The 20,931-nt window shown below is 68.2% G+C and carries 19 protein-coding genes and 2 pseudogenes; 6 read left to right on the top strand and 15 right to left on the bottom strand.

Annotation, left to right across the window (positions count from 1 at the left end):
* Positions 1–122 precede the first annotated feature (122 nt).
* Both HFV08_RS11300 and HFV08_RS11295 read left to right on the top strand, forming a co-directional pair.
* Positions 123–1,460 (top strand): hemolysin family protein, encoded by a 1,338-nt coding sequence (locus tag HFV08_RS11300; RefSeq protein ID WP_168538382.1) that lies wholly within the window; start codon positions 123–125, stop codon positions 1,458–1,460.
* Positions 1,457–2,476 (top strand): hemolysin family protein, encoded by a 1,020-nt coding sequence (locus HFV08_RS11295; protein ID WP_168538380.1) that lies wholly within the window; start codon positions 1,457–1,459, stop codon positions 2,474–2,476. Before HFV08_RS11300 ends, HFV08_RS11295 begins: the two co-directional genes overlap by 4 nt.
* Positions 2,477–2,509: 33 nt before the next feature.
* Here the strand turns inward: HFV08_RS11295 and HFV08_RS11290 are convergent, their stop codons facing one another.
* From HFV08_RS11290 to HFV08_RS11265, 6 genes and pseudogenes are all read right to left on the bottom strand, one after another.
* On the bottom strand, positions 2,510–2,812 hold the full coding sequence (locus HFV08_RS11290; protein WP_168538378.1) for an SCO5918 family protein: 303 nt from the start codon (positions 2,810–2,812) through the stop codon (positions 2,510–2,512).
* A gap of 55 nt (positions 2,813–2,867) precedes the next feature.
* Entirely contained in the window at positions 2,868–3,272 is a 405-nt protein-coding gene (locus tag HFV08_RS11285; RefSeq protein WP_168538376.1) for a CBS domain-containing protein, read from the bottom strand.
* A 46-nt stretch (positions 3,273–3,318) separates the two neighbouring features.
* Complete coding sequence (locus HFV08_RS11280) at positions 3,319–4,845, bottom strand: DEAD/DEAH box helicase (protein ID WP_168538374.1); 1,527 nt, start codon at positions 4,843–4,845, stop codon at positions 3,319–3,321.
* Between the two features lie 329 nt (positions 4,846–5,174).
* Positions 5,175–5,378: a cold-shock protein gene (locus HFV08_RS11275; RefSeq protein ID WP_168538372.1), complete on the bottom strand. Its 204-nt coding sequence runs from the start codon at positions 5,376–5,378 to the stop codon at positions 5,175–5,177.
* A 510-nt stretch (positions 5,379–5,888) separates the two neighbouring features.
* The gene (gene trhA / locus HFV08_RS11270) at positions 5,889–6,668 is read right to left on the bottom strand and encodes a PAQR family membrane homeostasis protein TrhA (RefSeq protein WP_210430141.1); all 780 of its coding nucleotides are present in this window, start codon (positions 6,666–6,668) and stop codon (positions 5,889–5,891) included.
* Between the two features lie 1,533 nt (positions 6,669–8,201).
* Positions 8,202–8,692, bottom strand: a pseudogene (locus tag HFV08_RS11265) (phosphotransferase); the annotation flags it as partial.
* A 566-nt stretch (positions 8,693–9,258) separates the two neighbouring features.
* On the opposite strand from HFV08_RS11265, the gene HFV08_RS11260 reads away from it, so the two are divergent.
* A complete protein-coding gene (locus tag HFV08_RS11260) occupies positions 9,259–9,813 on the top strand; it encodes a GNAT family N-acetyltransferase (protein WP_168538370.1) in 555 nt (184 codons plus the stop codon).
* A 22-nt stretch (positions 9,814–9,835) separates the two neighbouring features.
* Here HFV08_RS11260 and HFV08_RS11255 read toward each other — a convergent pair.
* A pseudogene (locus HFV08_RS11255) lies at positions 9,836–10,021 on the bottom strand (transposase family protein); the annotation flags it as partial.
* Between the two features lie 265 nt (positions 10,022–10,286).
* Here HFV08_RS11255 and HFV08_RS11250 point away from each other — a divergent pair.
* Entirely contained in the window at positions 10,287–11,501 is a 1,215-nt protein-coding gene (locus HFV08_RS11250; protein ID WP_168538368.1) for a hypothetical protein, read from the top strand.
* Positions 11,502–11,572: 71 nt separating this feature from the next.
* Here the strand turns inward: HFV08_RS11250 and HFV08_RS11245 are convergent, their stop codons facing one another.
* The 6 genes from HFV08_RS11245 to HFV08_RS11220 all read right to left on the bottom strand — a co-directional run bounded on the left by HFV08_RS11245 (position 11,573) and on the right by HFV08_RS11220 (position 17,429).
* Entirely contained in the window at positions 11,573–12,316 is a 744-nt protein-coding gene (locus HFV08_RS11245) for a hypothetical protein (protein WP_168538366.1), read from the bottom strand.
* Positions 12,301–13,140, bottom strand: a complete 840-nt coding sequence (locus HFV08_RS11240; RefSeq protein WP_168538364.1) for a hypothetical protein — start codon at positions 13,138–13,140, stop codon at positions 12,301–12,303. Before HFV08_RS11240 ends, HFV08_RS11245 begins: the two co-directional genes overlap by 16 nt.
* A gap of 653 nt (positions 13,141–13,793) precedes the next feature.
* Positions 13,794–14,174: an ArsR/SmtB family transcription factor gene (locus tag HFV08_RS11235; RefSeq protein ID WP_168538362.1), complete on the bottom strand. Its 381-nt coding sequence runs from the start codon at positions 14,172–14,174 to the stop codon at positions 13,794–13,796.
* Positions 14,175–14,282: 108 nt separating this feature from the next.
* Positions 14,283–15,509, bottom strand: coding sequence for an MFS transporter (locus HFV08_RS11230; protein ID WP_168538360.1), 1,227 nt, complete (start codon positions 15,507–15,509; stop codon positions 14,283–14,285).
* Positions 15,510–15,516: 7 nt separating this feature from the next.
* Positions 15,517–15,975, bottom strand: a complete 459-nt coding sequence (locus tag HFV08_RS11225; protein ID WP_040250590.1) for an ArsI/CadI family heavy metal resistance metalloenzyme — start codon at positions 15,973–15,975, stop codon at positions 15,517–15,519.
* A 59-nt stretch (positions 15,976–16,034) separates the two neighbouring features.
* Positions 16,035–17,429, bottom strand: coding sequence for an FAD-dependent oxidoreductase (locus tag HFV08_RS11220; protein ID WP_168538358.1), 1,395 nt, complete (start codon positions 17,427–17,429; stop codon positions 16,035–16,037).
* A gap of 151 nt (positions 17,430–17,580) precedes the next feature.
* Here HFV08_RS11220 and HFV08_RS11215 point away from each other — a divergent pair, with 151 nt between their 5' ends.
* Complete coding sequence (locus HFV08_RS11215) at positions 17,581–17,940, top strand: ArsR/SmtB family transcription factor (protein WP_168538356.1); 360 nt, start codon at positions 17,581–17,583, stop codon at positions 17,938–17,940.
* Positions 17,941–18,026: 86 nt separating this feature from the next.
* Positions 18,027–18,368, top strand: a complete 342-nt coding sequence (locus tag HFV08_RS11210) for an ArsR/SmtB family transcription factor (RefSeq protein WP_040250581.1) — start codon at positions 18,027–18,029, stop codon at positions 18,366–18,368.
* Between the two features lie 74 nt (positions 18,369–18,442).
* Here the strand turns inward: HFV08_RS11210 and HFV08_RS11205 are convergent, their stop codons facing one another.
* Together HFV08_RS11205 and pstC are read right to left on the bottom strand one after the other, a co-directional pair.
* Entirely contained in the window at positions 18,443–19,132 is a 690-nt protein-coding gene (locus tag HFV08_RS11205; RefSeq protein ID WP_040250579.1) for an ATP-binding cassette domain-containing protein, read from the bottom strand.
* A complete protein-coding gene (gene pstC / locus HFV08_RS11200; protein ID WP_040250574.1) occupies positions 19,120–20,931 on the bottom strand; it encodes a phosphate ABC transporter permease subunit PstC in 1,812 nt (603 codons plus the stop codon). The genes HFV08_RS11205 and pstC overlap by 13 nt, the downstream gene beginning before the upstream one ends.

The following is a 20,931-nucleotide window of genomic DNA, read 5'->3' as shown; positions in this document are numbered from 1 at the left end:
AGCTAGAGCTTGTCCGCCAGACCGACGGACCCCATGGCACGCAAGATCCGACCGTCCCGCCCGCATCTCCTCGGGTACGGCACGCATCTCCTCGGACACGGCACGCGGCGCGGCGGTGCGGAATGAGCGCCGTGGAAGCCTGGCTGGGAGTGCTGGCGGTCTTCGTACTGACCGCGGGCACCGGCTATTTCGTCGCCCAGGAATTCGCCTACGTCTCGGCCGACCGGCTGGCCCTCGCCCGTGAGGCGGCGGAGGGGGACAGGAAGGCCGCCCGCGCCCTGACCGTACTGGAGCGGCTGTCGTTCATGCTCTCGGGCGCCCAGCTCGGCATCACGGTGACCGGTCTGGTGGTCGGCTTCATCGCGGAGCCCTCGGTCTCCGCGCTGCTGCGGCCCGCGCTGTCCGGTATCGGCATCCCCGGCAGTGCCGTCACCGGGATCTCGGTCGTCCTCGCCTTCGTCCTGGCCACGGTGGTCCAGATGGTGCTGGGTGAGCTGGCCCCGAAGAACCTCGCCATCGCCGTTCCGGAACGGCTGGCCAAGGCACTGGCCGGCTCCACCCTGGGCTATCTGAAGGCGGTCGGCCCGGTCGTCCGGATCTTCGACGGGGCGGCCGGCAGGCTGCTCCGCCGGATCGGCATCGAACCGGTCGAGGAACTCCACCACGGTGCCACCCTGGAGGAGCTGGGCCACCTGATCGGAGAGTCCCACGAACGGGGAGAGCTGCCCCGCGGAACGGCCGAACTGCTCGACCACGCCTTGGAGTTCTCCGAGCGGACGCTCCACGAGGTGAGGGTGCCGCGAGCCGACACGGTGTTCGTCCGCCACCGCGCCACCGTCGCCGAGGCCATCGCCCTCATCGCCGAGCACGGCCACTCCAACTACCCCGTGCTCGGGGACCATCCGGACGAGGTCGCGGGCGTACTGGGCGTGCGGGAACTGGTGGGGCTGCCCGCCGACCGGGCCACGGACACCGTGGCCGCGGCGGTGGCCCGGCGCCCCTTGCTGCTGCCGGACACCTTGCCGCTGCCGGACGCCGTGGAGCGGATGCGTGAGCACGACGACGAGTTCGCCGTGGTCCTGGACGAGCACGGAGGCGTGGCCGGTGTCGTCACCTACGAGGACATCGCCGAGGAACTGGTGGGTGACATCGCCGACGAGTCGGACGCCGTCACCGAGGTGGCAGTCGCGGACGGCGACGGCTGGTTGGTGGACGCCGGGTGCCGTCTGGACGAGGTGGCCGCGGCGACGGGTGTCGAGTTGCCCGAGGAGGACGACTACGCGACCGTGGCCGGGCTCGTCGTCGACCGGCTCGGCCGCTTCCCGGCGGTCGGTGACCGGCTCCTCGTGCCGTTGCGCGGAGGTGGTGGCGCCGTGATCGACGTGCTCACCCTGCACCGGCACGTTCCCGAACGGATCCGCATCGAGCGGTCGGCCGAGAAGGCGGAGGACCGGGCATGAGTTTCCCGATGGCTCTGTTCGTCACCGTCCTCCTGCTCGTCGGCAGCGGATTCTTCGTCGCGGCCGAGTTCGCGCTGGTCGCCGCCAAGCGGCACCGCATGGAGAAGGCCGCGGCCGACGGACAGCGCGGCGCGAAGGCCGCACTGGCCGGCATGCGGGAGCTCTCGCTGATGCTGGCCGGTGCCCAACTCGGCATCACCGTCTGCACCTTGGGCCTGGGCTCGGTCTCCAAGCCCGCGATCTCCCACGAACTGGACCCCCTGCTGCGCCACGTGGGCCTGCCCACCGCGCTCAGCCACGGCGTGGCCTTCGCGGTGGCCATGATCGTCGTGGTCTTCCTGCACATGGTTCTCGGCGAGATGGCGCCCAAGTCCTGGGCCATCGCCCATCCCGAGCGTTCGGCGATGCTGCTGTCTCCCCCCTTCCGCGCCGTCGCGACCGCTGTACGGCCGCTGATCCGCGTCCTGAACAGGATCAGCAACGTGCTGGTCCGCCTCTGCCGGGTCACTCCGCGCGACGAACTGGCCGCTGTCCACAACCGGGAGCAGCTCGCCCACCTGGTGGCGGAGTCCGAACGGCTCGGCTTGATCAGTGAGACGGACTCCGACCTGCTGACGCGCTCACTGACCGAGCCCGAGACACCCGTGCGTGACGTACTGGTCCCGGCCGCCGGCATGGTCGCCGTCGACGCCGACGCCGAGGCGCAGCAGATCCTGAGCCTGGCCGCCGCTCACGACCGCACCCGGCTGCTGGTCCGCCAGGAGGACGCGATTCTCGGCTCGGTGCACGCCCGGGACGTCCTCGTGGCGCGAGCACGCGGGCGGTCCGCCGGCGCTCGCGCGCTCGCACGCCCCGTGCCCGAACTGGTGGAGGACACCACGGTCGCAGAGGCGATCGAGATCCTGCGTCGGCGCAGGGCATCGCTTGCCGTGGTCCGCGACGGCGCGGGAAGGCTCACCGGCACGGTCAGCCTGGACGACCTGCTGGCCCGCTACCTCCAGCCGCGGGGCGCATGATCCAGCGGCACGGTCGGGCCACCCGAACCGGCCCTAGGAGCCTCCGAGCATCGCGGATGCCTGCTGCAAGGGGGTGAGAACCCGAGTGGGGGCGAGGACCGGGGCCTGGTCGCGGCAGGTGAAGCCGAGTTGCGCCATGGCCCGCAGGACTTCGCCGGCGCTGAAGTCGCGGCGGTCCTGGCGGGTGATGACCTGTCCGACCTGTTTGGCGGGGTAGGTGCGTCGGCCGATGATCACGGATTGGCCGGTCGCCTGTTCGGGCTTGATGCCCTCCATCGATTCCAGGACGCCGCTCCTGGTCAGGTCGAACGGGAAGCGGGCGATGACACAGCGCATGATGCCTCACAGGAGAGAAGGGCAGGGGAGTGGCTCTGGTGCGGTGGGGGACGGCTCAGCGGGCAAGGGCGAGGACGCCCAGGGCGCTGCCGTCTTCGTCGACCACGGGCAGGGCGTCGACGTTGCTGTGGCGCATCATGTGCCCGGCTTCGGCCATGGTGGTCCTCGGCGAGGTGAACGGCCCGCGGGCGCCGGAGATGTCCCGTAGCCGGACCCTGTCCGAGTAGGCGGATCCGTCAGGGGCTGCCGCGAGCTGAGCGCTGGTGAGCAGTCCGGTGCACCGGCCGCTGTCGTCGCGGACGAGCAGATGGGTGGTGCGGGCACCGGCCATGACGGACAGGGCCACCTCGACGGTCATGTCGTCATCGGCCTGCGGCCCGGCGGTGTCCATGGCGTCGGCGACTGTCCCGCCTGCGGTGGGGGTGTTCGTCGAGCGGGCTTGCCTCTGGACCAGCGTCAAAAGGTGCCTCCTGCAGCGGTGGGTGAGTTTCCGGATCACGGGGTTCTCAGGCTGCGGCGTCGAAGGCGGGCCGCGGTGTGCCCACGCCGCGCCGGGCCGCGGCGGCGGGGCTGCGGCGGCGACGTGAGGAGGTACTGCGCTGGCGCCGCTGTACCACCGGTGCGGTGATCGTCACGGGGACGCCTGAGGGGGTCCGGGCCCCGGTGATGCAGTGGAGTGCTTCTTCGCCGGAGCGGACCTCGGTGGTCTGGGGCACGATGCCCGCGGCGGTCATGAGGCGGGTCATGTCACGGCGCTGGTGAGGGGTGACGAGGGTGACGACGCTGCCGGACTCCCCTGCCCGGGCGGTTCGGCCGCCGCGGTGAAGGTAGTCCTTGTGGTCGCTCGGCGGGTCGACGTTGACGACGAGGTCAAGGTTGTCGACGTGGATGCCGCGTGCGGCGACGTTCGTGGCCACGAGCACGGTGACGTGCCCGGTCCTGAACTGGGTCAGCGTTCGGGTGCGCTGCGACTGCGCCTTCCCGCCGTGCAGCGCTGCGGCTCGCACGCCGTTGGCCAGCAGGTGTTCGGTGAGCTTGTCCACCGCCCGCTTGGTGTCCAGGAACATGATGACCCGGTTTTCGCGTGCGGCGATCTGTGTCGTCGTGCGGTGCTTGTCGGTGCCGTGGACGTGGAGGACGTGGTGCTCCATCGTGGTGACCGCGCCGGCGGAGGGGTCGACGGAGTGGACGACCGGGTCGTTGAGGTAGCGGCGGACCAGGCGGTCGACGTTGCGGTCCAGGGTGGCGGAGAACAGCATCCGCTGCCCGTGCGGGCGGACCTGGTCCAGGAGCGCGGTCACCTGGGGCATGAAGCCCATGTCGGCCATCTGGTCGGCCTCGTCGAGGACGGTGATCGCGACTTGGTCCAGCCGGCAGTCGCCGCGGTCGATGAGGTCCTTGAGCCGGCCCGGCGTCGCCACGAGGACCTCGGCGCCGCCGCGCAGCGCGTTGGCCTGCCGTGTGATCGACATGCCGCCGACGACCGTGGCCAGCCGCAGCTCGACCGAGCGTGCGTAGGGGGCCAAGGCGTCGGTGACCTGTTGTGCCAGCTCGCGCGTCGGCACGAGGACCAGGGCCAGGGGCCGGCGGGGCTCGGCTCGCTGACCGGTGGTGCGGGCCAGCAGGGCCAGGCCGAAGGCGAGGGTCTTGCCGGAGCCGGTGCGCCCCCGGCCCAGTGCGTCACGGCCCGCGAGGGTGTCGGGCAGGGTCGCGCCCTGGATCGGGAACGGGACGCTCACCCCCTGCGCGGTCAGCGCGGCCAGCAGCTGCCTCGGCATGTCGAGATCGGCGAATACCCCGACCGGGGGCAGTGCGGGAGTGACCGTGACCGGCAGGGCGAACTCGCCCTGGGCCGCGGTGGCGCGCCGACTCGGGCCACCGGAACGGCTCGGGCCACCGGAACGGCTCTGCCCACCGGAACGGCTGGGGACGGGCGAGCCGGAGCGACTTCCCCGGCCCGAACCGGCAGTGGAAACGGGGCCGTTGGCGCGGCGGGTCCGGGAGGTGCGCTCGTTCGTACGTGTGGGGTTCATCTGGGACCTTCCTCGGTACGGCACGTATCGAGGAATTTCCGCAGCAGAAGTGCAGCGCGAAGAACCACAAGAACGGGCCGGTGTGAAATGCGAAAGCGAACTCGTCGTGCCGCGAATTCGCTGCGGGGCGTGAGTGCTGAAATGTTTGACGTCATACCGGCGTGAGATGCCGGGCATCGGTGCGGTCCACCGGGGCGTACTCCTGGAAAGGATCTGGGGGGTTATGTGTCCCCGCAGACGGCACCAGCGGAAGTAGTTCGGAAGTAATTCCCGCAGCTGGGGCCCGCACCCCGAGGGATGCGGGCCCCAGCTGCGAAGTACGCTCGGCGTCAGGCGGGAACGATGTTCTCGGCCGTCGGGCCCTTCGGGGCCAGAACGATGTCGAAGGTGACCTTCTGGCCTTCGAGCAGCTCGCAGAAGTCTGGCGCGGCGATGTTCGAGAAGTGTGCGAACACGTCAGCGCCGCCGCCGTCCTGCTCGATGAAACCGAAGCCCTTGGCCGCGTTGAACCATTTGACGGTGCCGGACGCCATGCCGAATCTCCTTATGGGGCAGTACGCCGGCATCCACGATCCGTGGACACCGGGTCGCCGCGATGATGCCCCACCCGGAGAACAGAAAAAGCCGGAAACGCAAGACGCTTTCCGCAGCCGAATGCGGAGACAAGCGTGGAAGATTTGGGAACCACAACTGCAACTGAGAGCGACAGTAGCACGCGGGAACGGCGCCCGTACATTTGCTGTCAGTATGCTGCTTGCATCGGCAGAAAAACTCTTCAGGCGGTGAGCTGAAATCTTGTCCGGCCGCAATAGATAGACCTGTGTCCGGGCGCATCTCTGCATCGTGCGGCAGGCCCCGGTAGGCGGTCGACCGATCGCAGGTGAAGAGCCGAGCCCTTGTCGTGAGGGCCGTCGCCGCCTTCGTGTCCTGACGGTCCCTTCGCAGACTCGGGTGCCCGACCGCCCTGCGGATCAGCGACTTCGTCCGGGCCGTCACCCCCGGTGCCCGACCGGCTCAGGGTGGGCGGGGAAAGGCTCGCCGGGTCAGGTCGCTCCCAGGAAGATGGCTGTGTAGTGCGCGGTGAACGCGGCGATGGTGAGCAGGTGGAAGACCTCGTGGAAGCCGAACCAGCGCGGCCAGGGATCGGGGCGCTTGAGGCCGTACACGGTGGCGCCCGCGGTGTAGAGGAGACCACCGACGACGACGAGGACGGCCACCGTGGTGCCGCCGGCGTGTGCGAAGCCGGGCAGGTAGAAGACGGCGGCCCAGCCCAGCGCGATGTAGCACAGCGTGTAGAGCCGGCGCGGCGCACCGAGCCAGAAGACGCGGAACGCGATGCCGGCCACGGCTCCGCCCCACACCAGGACCAGCAGAATCCGCTGCTCCCCGGCGGGCAGCAGCAACACGGCCAGAGGCGTGTAGGAGCCGGCGATGATCAGGAAGATGTTCGCGTGGTCCAGCCGCCGCAGGACGGACTCACCGCGCGGACCCCATGCCACGCGGTGGTAGAGCGCACTGGTGCCGAACAGCAGACAGGCGGAGAGCGCGTACACCGAGCAGGCGGCGACCGCCGCAGCAGAGCGGGCAACGGTGATCAGAACGACGCCCCCGGCAAGCGCGAGGGGAAACACTCCGGCGTGCAGCCAGCCCCGCATCCTCGGCTTCAGCGCGGCCGCCACGCTGTGAACGGCGTCCTCCGAGGCGGCACTTGCCCGCCGGACGGACGGGTGGGGAGGTCCGTCGGCCTCGGATGGGCGGTGGGTGACGGAGGGGCGGCGAGGTATCCGGCTGCGTGCCGCGGGCGGGCTGTTCTCAGCGGTCATGTGCTCACTCGGAAAGCGGAATTCGGGTGCTGTGGGGCTGGCCGAGGGGAGATCTCAGGGGTGTGTGGGAACTCGCGTGGAGGGGCCCCGGTGCCGATCGGCACCGGGGCCCCGAAGGAACTGCTCCACCATCGACCGGCGGTGAACGGCTGTGCCGGTCCTATCTCGTTCCGCTCGTCCGCCCGGGAGGGAAAGGGACGCGCGGGGATCGCGGTTGTCTGACCGGAGACCACCTCACTCACGATGTCCTGCGGTACCCGGGCCCCCGTGCTTGTGCCCGGGCGATCCTGAGGGCGCCCGACTCCTCCGTTCCTGTCCTCTGCATCACTTACCGTGCCTACTGCCGGTGTTGCCTACCGCGAGCGACCTGTCAGAGCGTCACGTTTTCGGCAAGCGGCTCCCAGCCGTCGTGCAACAGTTACGCCTGGGAACCCACGCCGGACCTCCCGGTGCGCGCGCCCGCAGCCGACGCCTTCACCGGGGTGCTGCTTCCGGTCCCGCTGCTGTGCGGTGCCACTGCGTGTACTGCGGCTGCGTGTACTGCGGTACTCCCTCACGGCGGCCCCTGAACCTGCGGGCCACCCGGTCCGGGGGTCAGCACCGTCGCCATCCAGCAACTGCTCCGGCTCCGAAGCTCCACCACCGAACCGTCCAACTCCCTGCACTGCCGTACCGCGTGTACTGCTGCTCCCGGCAGTTCATCTCTGCCGGGCCCTGCTGTCCTCTGGGCTACGAGAGAAAACATAACCACGCCATCGCTCAATGTCTACTCCCGCCGTCGCAGATTTTCGCGTTACGTGGGGCAAGACAATCGGGCACGGGTGGTGCAGGGCAACCCGCGACGGGTGCTCCGGGCTTCGCACGGCGAGGTCGTCGACGTACGTCACGCCGTCCGCGATCGGGGGCGGGCCCGGGCAGCACCACCTCGCCCCCCGGCGCGCCCAGTGGCCCGAAGACCCGGCACTCCGGTTCACCCGCATCCGAGCGCGGGCGGCCACGGCCCGGTGGATGGCGGCTCGCGGTGCCGCTCTTCGCCTTGCCGAAGCGGCGCCCCGCACGCGCATCCACGGTTGGCGCGGCAGTCGAGGGTTGGCGCGACGGTCGAGGGCGCCTTTCGGGACCGCCGGGGAGCCTTCGGCGTAGCCGATGTGCCTTCACTTGGGGCATGCGGAGGGCACGCCGCTCGCAAATCGGGCTGGACAGCAAATAAGCCCCAGGCTGCCGGCCTGGGGCTTCGCGATGGAGCGGGTGACGAGAATCGAACTCGCGCTCTCAGCTTGGGAAGCGACGGCGCTTGGGTAAGCTCTAGGGCTCTGATCAGCGCAGCTGCCTGATCCATGGAGTGGTCGAATGGGCCTGAACGCGCCGCTGTTGACCGCTGTTTTTCGCCCTCATGGGCACGCTATGGGCACGCAGTTCCAGAGAGGGACGCTTGGCATGCCCCGTAGCCCCGCCAGGCTCGCGAGAAGGGCTGCGCTAGGGTGTGCGGCGATGCAGCATTTGCGGCAGCACATGTACGCCCTAGCGTGCGGCTCACGTCCGGGATCTCAGCACGTCAACCTCACAGCCTGGCGCGAAGGGGCCGAAGTTGTGCTCGATCAGCCAGCGAACTGCCAGCAGATTTCGCAACGACCACCACGCGTGAATCATGTCGAGGTCGATGTCGGTGCCATAGACGGCGACGACGCCGGTGACCTCGTCGCCGTCTAGAAGACGTGCGCGATCTGTAGGTCGCCGTGTGTGAACGCCGGAGCCCACGGCCGAAGCGCGGCCTTGGCGACCTGGTGGTTGCAGGCGACCAGGTCAGCGGGCAGCACACCTTTCGTCACGAGCAACTTGCACTCGTCGTTGAGTGCCGCCGCCAGCGCGACGATGCTCCGGCCCGGCCCGGCCGACCTGGGCGGCATGGACGCTTCGTGCAGCTTCCGGATGCCGGCGCCTGCCGCGGCCCACGCCGCTGGTGATCCGGTCGACGGCCCACCGAGGCGCCCGTCGTCTCCGGGCGCTGGACCTGGCGGCGATCGTAGAGCGCACCCCCCTCAGGTGCGCGTCCGCCTTGTCGTGCACGAGTTCAAGCGACTTGGACGCGGCAACCCGCGAGTTGGTCAACACCGCTGAGGAGTTGCGCTGGCAGGGCTTTCACCTGGATCTGCTGACCGGTCGCCCCAGGGCGTGCACGACACGAGCGGCCACGGCGCCGCCCTGTTCGTGTTCTTCGCGGGCGTGGTCAAGTCGGAGCGAGACTACATCCGGGGCAAGACCTTTGGAGGGCCGGGCATCCACTCGGGAGCGCGGACGGCACGGCGGGGGACCGGAGACCTTGGACGCCGACCTGGTGGCCATGGCCGGGACCTATACGCGTGGTACGTCCCTGCGGACGACATCCGTCGCAAGCTGATCACCCCCCGGGGAAACGGCCGGATAGCGCTCCTCCCGCACCACGGAGTACCGAACCCTGGCCCCGGTGCTCCGTCAGCGAGGGGACGCCGAAGGAGGAGCAGCGCACCCGTAGAGCTGCGCCTGGGCGTCTCGGTTGCTGGCCCGGCCGGAGAGGGGGACAGTGGCCGAGTGCGCCCTACTGTTATGCCGCATGAGCACCGATGCGGCGATATCAGAGGCCAACACCGACGCCAAAAGGGCCGAAGTGCAGGATCTATTCAGCAGGACCTTCCAGGGCATCGCGCCCAACGCCATCCCGGCTGTGAAAGACGATCGCCTGTACGCGCCGCTGGTGCTGCGTTACCACGACATTGAGACCGGCCAACTGGCGGGCGCCGCACTGACCTGCCGGTCAGAGGTGGCTGTCGGCATGACGATGATGCAACGGCTGGAGTACGCGCCTGTCCTGGACCGGCACAGCGTACTTGACCTCATGGCTGTGGCCCCAGCCTTCCGGGGACGGGGTATCGGGAGCGCGCTGGTCCGTGAAATGGAGGATCGGCTGAAGGAGCGAGGCGTACGAATCTGGTTCGGCAACGCCACCCGCGATCTTGAAACCGCGCGGCTCCGCGAGTTCTATGCCCGGCATGGCTTCACCGTTCTCCCGGACGGCCAGCCGCTGCCCGACCTGCTGGGCCGGTCGTGGGTGCTCCCGACCGCGGAACAGCCCGCATTCTTCTTCTACAAGCAGATTAAGAAGAGCTGAGGCTGTGGACTGGATCTCGCCCTTCGTGAGACCGACCCGGCAGAGCGGGTGAGAGCCAGAGCAGCTGGCCGTCCGGATCGGTGACCACCTGGACCTTCACTCCGTGCCGGCGGTGCTTGCGGGAGTAGTCCGCGCGTGAGCCGCTGACCCGGTCGCACTCGGCGAGGGGGCCGTCCAGCAGGACGAAGTCGGGGTCGTCCTCGTGCAGGGCATGGACACTCAGGGCCATGTGAACCTCATGCAGGACGCTTCGCTCCAGAATACTGAGGCCTGCGAAAGTGGCAGTGACGTCGACTTGCTGCACGCGCTCCTGACGGCCACTCAGCGATGTCACTGGTGTGCCGTACTGTCTGCCCACCGGAGACTCCTGCCGGTGCACGTCGGCAGTTTCGTGCACGAAACTCCGTACCGCATCGTTCCGTTCGTCGGTACCTTGGCGAACACGCGTACTTGTCAGAGCGAGGTGAGGCGCAGTGCAAGAACCCGCACCTGTCATCGTCTACCAATCCAGCTTTGCCGCTTTCGTACGGACGTTGGATCCTGGGCTGCTCGAGACGCTGCGAATCACCGAATCTGCTGTGCTCGTGATGGAGGCTTTCGTCTCGCTGTGCGAGGCGCTGACCAACGACAGTGACCCGCGGCCGTGGCAGGAGCGGGTCGAGGACTGCTTTTCGGAAGTTGCGGAAGAGCGGCTGAAGGAAATATTCCAAGCCTTTGTTGATGAATGTGAGGGTGAGCAGCTGCAACGTTGGGTTGAGCGATTCAATAATCAGAGCTACAGCAGCTTCGTTGAGCGCCTTCTGGGTTCGGCAACCCATAAACGCTTCATTGATTCCTTGAAGCGAGACGGTGCTGTGGTCGCGCTGGCCGTTCGACGTGGAGTGCGTGCACTTACGCCTTTCGTTGTGGCGTGGAATGATGCCGTCAAAATTTCCTCACAGAATCAACTCAAAGGTGTCCAGCCAGCTAACATTCTTACGGTGAACGCCGTCGAAGTGCTGGTGGCTCTCGACGATTTCCTCGGAGAGAGAGTCCTCGCAGCCCTTCCTATGCAGGTGACAAGTGCGAAGAATTCTGATCTTGCAACGCTCGCCCCAGAAGGCGTAGACCACCTAGTGGCGAACTTTCGTTCCATGGTGGCGGAGGCTTCGGTCAAGCGTGTAGAGCGTAGGAACTCCCCGCTCGTGAGGAAAATTCGAGGCGCCCGAGACGCTCTTCGATTCTCGGAGGACGGCGTTTCGCAGGCTGCCAACTCTCTTATCGAATTGCTTGATCGCATCATGAGGGAAAGCGTCAAGCCTGCGGAAGTGTTGGTCTGGGTGGATGCCAATCTTCCCGGTGCGGAAGATTTGACGCATGAGGTGCAAGGGCAAAGACGTCCGACCAAGCGCGCCGAAGCCCTATGCTTTGTTTATGGTGGTGACCCCATCGCGCCGCGCGAAGCTAGCGAGAACGATGATGGTCAAGGTCCCGACTTTATCCACGACGTGATCGCTATTGCGTTGGTTTCTATTCGGAACCAGTTGCAGAAGATGAAGCACGCTGATCACGGTACGCCCGAGGAGAAGAGCCAACTTTTGAGCGTCCTCGCGGCGCTGGAAGGGGCCCTTATGTTGGGTCTCACTATTGGTGGCCTGTCAGCTGAACCGGAAGCTTCAGAAGAGCTGCCTGCGGCGTCGTTGCCTTGAAGGGCGAATAGCGGTTCCTCCGCCTCACCACATAGGACACGGTCCAAGTGACTGTGTCCCATGTTGGGGTTTCACCATGGCCTCTTCCAGCGGTCCGGGTCGAAAGGGCCCATTTCCAAGTCGCGCATGGACTGGAACCGCCGCGACGTTGCCATGTGCCACTGGCCAAGGATGGAGATTGTGACCAGCGCGCCAGCGGTACAAACCGCGACGGTCGTGAGCACCTCGCCTTGCAGGTACACCCACACCCCGATGCCGATGACTGCAAAGAGCCACCCTCTCAGCCACACGAAGTAACGGTAGGCACGGGCGAAAGCGAGCTGATGGACGGCCAATACCTCCAGCGCAACGCCCCAGTGCCAGCTCTCAGTAACCGCCAACCACCCGAGCAAGGAGAAAGAGCCGAGAAAGAAAAAGATGAAGAAAAACAACCTCGCCAGGAAGTTTAGCATCGCCCTTTGTTTCATGACACTCTTGGGCTGGGGGCCCTTCTTCGGCCATAGCGGGTAGGTTGGGGAAAACCTGATCGGATGGAAAATAGCGGGCTTTGCCTCCTCCTCGTCGGTGGTGGAGTTGTAGACGGTGACTTCGTACCCCCCGCGCTTGTGGAGTGCATCGGGCTTTCGCCAGCGGAAGATCGCAGTCGGTGGTATCGCGTTCAGGTAGTTGAAGATAATGGCCGCTCCTCGCACTTCACGAGGATTGCCCTGACTGACGAGGAATAGCCCTAATGTGCCATAGGATATGATCTTTGCTGTGAGCCAGAGGGCACTGAGTAAGAGGTCGGGTGAAGTGTCCATCAGCTGAGCAGCCACCCGATCACGTCCAGTGGGTCTGTCGGGTTGAACGCGTTGCTCGGGTCGACGGGCAGGTTCGCGATCACGTCGACGATGATGCGGGCGGCCTGTGTGTCACGATCTCCCACGGCTTCCGCCAGTGCGGCACCGCCTGCGATGGCGAGCACCCACGCAGCGACCCTCTTGCCTTCCCGTCGTCCGACCGGCGGCGCGGGCAGACCACTCGCGATGGCCATCGCGGTCAACAGTGCACCGCCGCGGTGAGGATCGGCTAGGTCGTCGAAGAGTGTGGCCATCGCCGAGGAGAACGATTTGTTGGCCACGGCGCGCGCAAAAGCCTCAGCTCTGGGCCTGCGCTCGGCTCGCGATCCTTCCACGAGCGCTGCCAGCCGGGGCGAGGTGATCTGCGCCAGCTCGCCCTGCCAGCCCATCGGCAGATTCTCGGCGGTGACCACGGGCCATAGCGCGAAAACAATCAGATCGAGGAGGATCTGCTCGGGCAGCGGCTCGTCTGGCGGCGTGCAGGGCCTGGCGAGGTAGCTGATGATGCCGACGACAATGATGCGCCGGATTGTGTCCTTGCGTCGTTCGCTGTCGGGACCTGCGTCGTCCAGACCGGCACGTACGAGATTGATTGGCTCGAGGTGTGTAACTCCTGCTCGGTCGCCTGTGTCCTCGACCATCGCGAAATAGTCCGCCTTGATGCGGTCGATCCATAACCGCAGCGCGGGTAAGTCAAGCGGTCGTCGCTCGTCCCCGTAGTGATAGTGGATCTGACCGGTGAACGCGCCAGCTTGCACCACAGGGCCGAAGACGGTGCCCTGAGTGATCTGATTGCTCACTACCTCGGGCTTCGGGGCTGCCTCGTCGCCACCACCCATACCTCACCCCCTGACGCGGGCTCAAGCTCATTGAGGGTAGCCAGCGAGTAGACTTCGGCGGAACCCGAAGACCAAAATCCGGCCCAGCGTGCGGCACTGCCAGCTGAATTCGGGACGGCGGCCACGCAGACCAGGGACGCTGTGTTGCCACTCGACACAATGAGATCGTCACCCTCTACCGAGCCGTCTTCCACCATCTCGGCATTTCCACCCGCCCCACCACAAAGACCACGGTCTTACGAAGCTTCAGTGGACTTGGAGGTGTACCGCCGGCTCGACCACTTGCCAGAGTGGTCGAAGAGGCGTTCTTGTCGCCGGGGGGCGTGCTCCCACTCCGCCTCCGCGTCAACGGCCGCGAAGCGAGCGCGGGTCCCACGCCGGGCCCGCAGCATGCCCTGTCGTTCGGCCGTCCTTGAGGATTCCTCCACCGCAGTCCAGCCCTCGGCTTCCCGACCAGCGGTCGGTTGCAACTATCGCAGGACGCGGCCGAGATGGAGAACGGGCGCGGTCTGCGCGCTCGGTTGAGGGACACCGCCACTGGCTGAGACGCTCGGCGCTCTCCGAGTGCGACCACGCGTCTGCGCCATCTCACCGGATCTGGCGAGCGCCCGTGCTCAGTCGCCTGGAGCCCGCGGTGCCGGATCCAGGATCGAGCGGATCCGTTGCAGCCCCTCGTGGTTGACGGAGAACCAGGCCCAGGTGCCGCGCCGTTCGCGGTCCAGGAGCCCGGCCTCGGTCATGATCTTCAGGTGGTGGCTGAGCGTGGACTGACGCAGCCCCAAGGCGTCTGCCAGGTCGCACACGCAGGCTTCGCCGTCGGGGGCCTGCTCCAGCAACCGGAACAACTGCAGCCGGGTGGGGTCGGCGATGGTCCGCAGCATCGCCGACAGCTGTTCGGCTTCGGCACGCTCAAGGGGCTTGCAGTCCAACCCCGGCCCGCACGAGCCCCCTTCGAGGAACCCGTCCTCCGACGTCTGCAGATCTATGACAGCCACCCGTCGACCATAGACGCCCTGTGATCACTTTGGCACGGCCGAAAGTGGCCGGACTGTGAATTCGGAGGATGCCGTGCGGCTCTGGGGAGGGCGCCGGCCCGGATGTCGTCAGGCCATCCGATCGGTCGGTGTGGTGCGCCAGGCGACGAGAGCGGCGACTGCCGAGGCCAGCGCGAGGACGGCGAACAGCTGGGGATAGCCGCCGAGAGGGACGGCCAGGGCGGTTCCGGCGAACGGGGCGAGCGCGGAGGCGGTGGTCGTGGGGGCGGCGAGGAGCCCTGAGAGGCGTCCGTAATGGCGAGTGCCCCACCGGTCGGTGATGGCGGTGGCCTGCAGCAGGGTCAGGTTGCCGCGGATGGTTCCGGCGACGACGGCGAGGAGCGCCAACAGCGGGTAGGGGCCGGGGAACAGCGCGAAGGCCCCGGTGGCTGTTCCTCCCAGACCGATGAGGACGGTGGCGCGCAGGGCGGGTGACGTACGTCGGGCCAGGGCGGCGTACAGGGTGCGGCCGAGGGTCTGTCCGGCTCCGCCCAGTCCCAGAGCCCAGGCGGCCTGGGTCGCGGTGTAACCGCGGTCGAGCAGGAGAGGGACGAGGGTGACGACCACGGCGTACATCGCGAACGCCGACAGCGTGAGGGCGACGGCCAGGAGCAGGAACGGACGGCTCCTGGCGAGGGAGGCCGCACCGGTGTCGGCGCCGGACGCCGGTGGAACAGGGGCGGGCGGCCAGGGACCGCGCAGTGCGAAGGCGTGGGCGGGCACGGTCAAGGCGGCCAAGGCGACCGCGAGGATCAGGTAGGTGTGGCGCCAGCCGAAATGACCACTCAGCTGGGCGGTCAGCGGAGCGAAGACCGTGGAGGCCAGTCCACCGGCGAGGGTGACGACGGTCAGGGCGCGTACGTGATCGGGAGCCCACCAGCGGGTGAGGGCGGCGAACGCGGGCTGGTAGAAGGTGGAGGCCATGGAGAGACCCGCGAGCAGCCATCCGGTGGTGAACAGGAGCAGGTTGGGCGCGGTGGCGATCACGATCAGGCTCGCCACGCCGATGACGGAGCCGGTGGTCATGACCGCCCGGGGGCCACGGGCGTCCAGGACGCGGCCGATGCGGATGCCGGCCAGGGCGGAGACCAGCAGGGCCGCGGAGAACGCGGCAGTGGTCTTGGCCGGGCTCCATCCGGTGGCATCGGTGATCTGCGGGTTGAGGACGGGGAAGGCGTAGTAGACGACGCCCCAGCTGGTGATCTGGGTCAGGCACAGGGCCGGCAGGGCGGCGCGTGGCCGCGCGGGCTGATCGAGCGCGGCCGGTGCGGGGGAGGCTGCCGAGAGGTCGCCCATGTGCCGGTCAGCAGCAGTCGGTCGCGTCGGGCCGCGGCGCCGGTCGTACGTCGTCCGCAGGCTGGCAGCAGGCGCTGTCGGCCTGCTTGACCAGGGAGTCGGCGTCCGCCTTGACCACGTACACCTCCCACGGCTCGTGCCCGGGGCCGTGCACCCAGACCTTGTCCTGGAGGGCATAGCAGCAGGTGGTGTCCTTCTCTTCGGTGGTGGTCAGTCCCGCCTCCGCGAGCCGGTCGGCGGCTTCCTGAACCTCTTCGGCGGTCGCGACCTCGACGCCGAGGTGGTCCAGGCGGGTCGCCTCGCCCGCCGTTCCTTCGATGAGTACGAGCTTCAGCGGGGGCTCGGCGATGGCGAAGTTGGCGTAGCCGTCACGGCGCTTGACCGGCCTGGTGTCGAAGAGCTTGCTGTAGAAGACGATCGCGGCTTGCAAGTCCGGTACGCGCAGGGCGAGTTGCATGCGGGACATGGGGTGTTCCTCCTGATGGTTTCGACGGGTACCGGCGGCTGCGGTACTCCGGTGGTTTGTCAGGCGCCGCAGCAACTGCCGGAGGCGGCGGCCGTGTCGGGGGTGCCGGTGGTGATCCGGACCGGTACCGGAGCGGAGGTGGCACAGCAGCCTGCCGCACCGGTCTCCGGGGGGTCGGTGGTGTCGAACAGTCCGGAGCCGCCGCATACACCGGTCTCCGGGAGTACCAGCTCCACGCGGTCGGCTGCGTCCGTGTCGCCGGCCAGGGCGGCCGCCAGGGAGCGGACCTGTTCGTAGCCGGTCATCGCCAGAAAGGTGGGCGCACGTCCGTAGCTCTTCATGCCGACCAGGTAGAGGCCGGACTCGGGGTGGGACAGCTCCCGGTGGCCGTGCGGGTAGACGGTGCCGCAGGAGTGCTGGTTGGGGTCGATCAGCGGGGCGAGCGCGACCGGTGCCTCCAGGCGTTCGTCCAGGCGCAGGCGTACCTCGGACAGGGGCGACAGATCCGGGCGGAACCCGGTCAGGACGATGATCTCGTCCACCGGCGGCAGGCGTCGGCCGTCTTCGGCCACCAGGATCAGCCGCCCGTCGGTGTCGCGCTCGACTGCTTCGGTACGGAAACCGGTGACCGCCTCGGCGTGCCCGTCGCGGACGGCCGCCTTCGCCGCCAGGCCGAGTGCGCCGCGTGCGGGAAGTTCGTCTGCTTCCCCGCCGCCGAAGGTGGCATCGGAGAGGCCGCGGCGCAGCACCCACACCGTCTTCGTCTCCATGTCGTCCTGGGAGTGTGCGAGATCGGCCAGGGACGCGAGCGCGGTGAAAGCCGAGGAGCCGGAGCCGAGGACCGCGGTCCGTTTCCCCGCGTAGCGGGTACGCATCGCCGGGTCCCTGAGGTCGGGGACGCGGTAGGTGAGGCGATCGGCCGCTGAGCGCTCACCGAGAGCGGGCAGGCCGCTGCCACCGGCGGGAGAGGGCAGGGACCAGGTACCGGAGGCATCGATCACGGCGGTGGCGAGGATCCGTTCCTCGCGGCCGTCGCCGCGCTGGACGTGCACCACGAACGGCTGGGTGTCGCGGTCGGCGTCCACGATCCGGTCGCGTCCCGCTCTGGAGACGCCGGTGACCCGGGCGCCGTAGCGGACCCGGTCGCCGAGCGCGGCGGCGAGCGGCCGCAGGTACTGCTCGACCCAGTCGCCGCCGCTCGGATACGTGCTGGCGTCGGGCTTGCTCCAGCCCGTGGCGGCGAGGAGCTTCTCGGCGGTGGGATCGACGACTTCGCTCCAGGTGGAGAAGAGGCGCACATGTGCCCACTCGTGTACCGCGGTACCTGCGGCGGGACCTGCTTCGAGGACGAGGGGGGCGATCCCGCGCTCGGAGAGGTGGGCTGCGGCTGCCAGCCCGATCGGTCCGGCACCGATGACCACCACGGGCGGAACAGGTGCAGTCGGCGTGCTCACAGCGGCTCCTCGATTCGATGTCTGTCGATACCGCCCAGCATGGCCCCCGAATCGACATGCGTCAACATAGACAAGTGTCGAATCTGCTGGGAGTGTCGAAGAGGGCGTCCCGGCGCTTGGCAAATGATTCGATGACTGTCAACATAGAGGCATGTCTAATCTGGCTCTGGGGTACGACGTCGGTCGTGCTGCCGCAGCTGTGTGCTGCCGGCCGCTCGGGGAGAAGGAGCTGTCCGCTGCCGACTCGGAGAGGATCGCCGCCATGTTCAAGGCGCTGTCCGATCCCGTTCGGCTGCGGTTGTTCTCGAAGATCGCCGCCCAGCCCGCCCGAGAGGCGTGTGTCTGTGACATCCAGGACGTCGGAGTCTCCCAGCCCACGGTCAGCCATCATCTGCGGAAGCTGCGAGAAGCAGGCCTGCTCGAATCAGAGCGTCGCGCCAGCTGGGTCTACTACCGCGTTACACCCGGCGCTCTGTCAGTTCTGGCGGGCTTGTTGTCGCAGGCCGCCTGAACTGTTCCGTACAAGCCGCTGCCAGGCGCGAAGCATGGGGCGGTCGATCGGCAACGGATCCCGGAGGGCGCTGGGAGGGAGGCGTCATGTGCGAGAAGGGGGCTGGGCTCGGCTGCGACGGGGCGTGTCTGGAGTTGAGCGCTGCCGACATGGTCTGGTGGTCCCAGGTGTTCAAGACCCTGGGAGACCCCGTCCGTCTCCAGCTTCTGGTGGGCCTGGCGGAGAGGGCGGGTGCGGAGGCCGCGGTGTGTGAACTGGCGGATGTCGGGGTGTCCGCGGCGACGGTCAGCCACCACCTGAAACGGCTGCGCTGTGTCGGGCTGATCGAGAGCAGGCGAGAGGGGCGTCTTGTCTACTACCGGTTGGGGGAGGGGGTGCGCGCTGCGCTGATGCACATCCTGCATCAGCGCAGCCGAGTCGGCGCATAGCAACGGGTGCCCGGCGGTGGAGCCGGGCCGGGCCCGGATCGGTGCGTCCTCCTGTTCGTTCTCCGGCGCCGGGATCAGGCCACGGCGGCAGTCTCCGATTCCGTCGTCAGCTGGTCCAGGTGGACCGTCGTGTCGCACAGACGCTCCACCTGCGCGGGGTCGTGGGAGACGAGCAGGACTGCTCGCCGGCCGCGCAGCGCGGCGATGGACTGCTCGACCTTGTCCCTGCTGCGTTCGTCGAGTGCGCTGGTGGGCTCGTCGAGCAGCAGCCCGGCCGGCTCCAGCGCCAGTGCCCGGGCAAGGCAGAGCCGTTGGCGCTGGCCCGCCGACAGGTTCTGTGCCGGTGAGTCGAGCCGGTCGGCGACCTCGGTCCACAGCCCGGCCTCTTCCAGGGCTTGCTCCGCCCGCTCTCGCAGCGCCTCCTGAGGAGCACGCAGGACATGGCGGAGACCGAAGAGGGCGTTGTCGAGGACGCTTCCCCCGAAGACGACCGGGGTCTGGGGTACGAGAACCACCTTGGCCCGCAGTTCGGCATCTCCTCGGCCGGGTGGGATCGTTCGCCCGAGCACCCGCAGCTCCCCGTCGCGGGTCAGCCCGCTGGGGAGCAACTCCACCAGGGCGCGCAGGATGGTGGACTTGCCGGCTCCCGACGGTCCGCACAATCCGGTGGTGGACCCCTGCTCCAGGTTGAAGGAGACAGGGCCCACCAGGGTCTTCTCGCGGCTGCGCACGCTCAGTCGGCGTACGGAGATCACGTGGTCCATCGTTCCCCCTCGAAACGGTTCCGCAGCGCGACCGCCGCGCTGAGGAGTACGGCAGTGATCAGGACCAGCACCATCGCGCTGCCCCATGCCTGGGTGACGGCCTGAGGGTCACCCGAGTCCTGGGAAAGGGTGAAGATGTGGGTCGGCAGGGCCTGCACCGGTGCTTCCACGATGCCGTCCGGCAGAGCGGGTGCACCGAAGAAGACGGTGGCGGTGAACAGCAGCGGGGCGGTCTCACCGGCTGCGCGGGCCAGGCCGAGCAGCAGTCCGGTGATGGTCGCGGGCCAGGTGTACGGAACCACGACGGAACGGATGAACTGCGCGCGCGTCAGGCCCAGTGACATGGCGCTTTCCGTGAGTTCGGCGGGAATGCTCCGCACTCGGGCGGCAGTGGTCAGGGCGATCACCGGTACGACGACGGGGACGAGTACGATCGCGCCCGCCAGCCATGACCGGCCCCACCCCATCGTGGTGGAGAGGATCACGAATCCGGCCAGTCCCAGCAGGATGGTCGGTACCCCTCCGAGGATGATCGTGAGGGTCTGCAGCACTCGCGCCGTACGGGCGGATGCGTGCACCCCGATGAAGACGCCCGCGCCGAAGCCGAGGGGCAGGGCCAGGATGCCCGTCGCGGCGATGAGCAGCACGGTGCCGGTGATCTGGTCGCGCACGCCTCCCCCCGCCGCGCCGGTGGCGGACGTGAACCAGAAGGACGGGTTGAACGCCGAGCTTCCTCGTGTCACGAGGAGCGCGAGCATGCCGACGAGGAGCGCGGTGGGCAGCAGCAGCGCACCCAGCCGCAGCGTCCGCACCATCCGGTCCCGCTGAAGACGCATTCGCGCGCTGCCCCGGTACCGAGGGGCACTCTTGGTCGTGGCGCCGCGAGTGCGGCCCCGGGTGCCCCAGATGGTTGCCGCGGCCACCAGCGCCAGGAGGATGAGGCCGAGTCCGCACAGAGCGGCGAAGTAGGGCCCGGTTGTTCCGGCCAGTACGGGCTCCGGTCCGGCGAGCTTCGTCGTCAGCGTCTGGCCGGGGTGGCTCAGCGAGTCGACGAACTCTCCGAAGCTGGTGGGCATCCGGCCGTCGGCCCGGCCCACGACCAGGAACACCGCGATCGCTTCACCGAGCGCCCGGGCCAGGCCGAGCAGAACGGCCGCTCTCATGCCGGACCGGGCGAGCGGCAGTACCGCGGAGCGGATCATCTCCTGGCGGGTCAGGCCGAGCGAGAGGGCGGTCTCGCGGACGCGGTCCGGCACCGCGGTGAGCGCGTCGACGCTGACAGCCACGACCGTCGGGGTGATCATGACCGCCAGGACGATACCGGCGGCGGCGAGGCTGTCTCCGCCGGGTACGTCCGCGATCCGCGCGATGACCGGACGGACGACCATGATGCCGATGAGTCCGTAGACGATGGACGGTACGGCGGCGAGTAGTTCGACGCACAGGCGCAGCGGCCGGGCGAGGCGGGGCGGCAGGTATTCCGTCAGTGCGACGGCGGCACCCCAGCTGACCGGTACGGCGATGACGAGGGCGAGAACGCACACGACGGCCGTGCCGTAGATCATCGCCAGACCGCCGTAGGCGGAGTTGGCCGGGCTCCACGCGGATTCGAAAAGGAGATCGGCCCAGCCGACGTGGCCGCTGCCGACGCCTGCGCCGAGGTAGCCGACGACCGTCAGGAGCAGAGCAATGACGGCGAACGCCCCGACCCAGGTCCAGCTCCAGATCCACTTCGACGGGCGGGGGCGACTGCCCGTGCCGGATGGCACGGATGGCGGGGCCAGTGTCTTGGTGGTCAT

The organism is Streptomyces physcomitrii, from assembly GCF_012273655.1.
In the GTDB taxonomy this organism is placed as follows: Bacteria; Actinomycetota; Actinomycetes; order Streptomycetales; family Streptomycetaceae; genus Streptomyces; species Streptomyces physcomitrii.
This window is presented reverse-complemented; position numbering and strand designations above follow the sequence as displayed.

Coding starts and splice junctions, on each gene's coding strand:
- HFV08_RS11225 (WP_040250590.1), bottom strand. CDS start 15,975: ATGTCCCGCATGCAACTCGCCCTGCGCGTACCGGACTTGCAAGCCGCG.
- HFV08_RS11260 (WP_168538370.1), top strand. CDS start 9,259: ATGAGCACCGATGCGGCGATATCAGAGGCCAACACCGACGCCAAAAGG.
- HFV08_RS11205 (WP_040250579.1), bottom strand. CDS start 19,132: ATGGACCACGTGATCTCCGTACGCCGACTGAGCGTGCGCAGCCGCGAG.
- pstC (WP_040250574.1), bottom strand. CDS start 20,931: ATGACCACCAAGACACTGGCCCCGCCATCCGTGCCATCCGGCACGGGC.
- HFV08_RS11295 (WP_168538380.1), top strand. CDS start 1,457: ATGAGTTTCCCGATGGCTCTGTTCGTCACCGTCCTCCTGCTCGTCGGC.
- trhA (WP_210430141.1), bottom strand. CDS start 6,668: ATGACCGCTGAGAACAGCCCGCCCGCGGCACGCAGCCGGATACCTCGC.
- HFV08_RS11275 (WP_168538372.1), bottom strand. CDS start 5,378: ATGGCGTCCGGCACCGTCAAATGGTTCAACGCGGCCAAGGGCTTCGGT.
- HFV08_RS11230 (WP_168538360.1), bottom strand. CDS start 15,509: ATGGGCGACCTCTCGGCAGCCTCCCCCGCACCGGCCGCGCTCGATCAG.
- HFV08_RS11280 (WP_168538374.1), bottom strand. CDS start 4,845: ATGAACCCCACACGTACGAACGAGCGCACCTCCCGGACCCGCCGCGCC.
- HFV08_RS11210 (WP_040250581.1), top strand. CDS start 18,027: ATGTGCGAGAAGGGGGCTGGGCTCGGCTGCGACGGGGCGTGTCTGGAG.
- HFV08_RS11290 (WP_168538378.1), bottom strand. CDS start 2,812: ATGCGCTGTGTCATCGCCCGCTTCCCGTTCGACCTGACCAGGAGCGGC.
- HFV08_RS11215 (WP_168538356.1), top strand. CDS start 17,581: ATGTCTAATCTGGCTCTGGGGTACGACGTCGGTCGTGCTGCCGCAGCT.
- HFV08_RS11300 (WP_168538382.1), top strand. CDS start 123: ATGAGCGCCGTGGAAGCCTGGCTGGGAGTGCTGGCGGTCTTCGTACTG.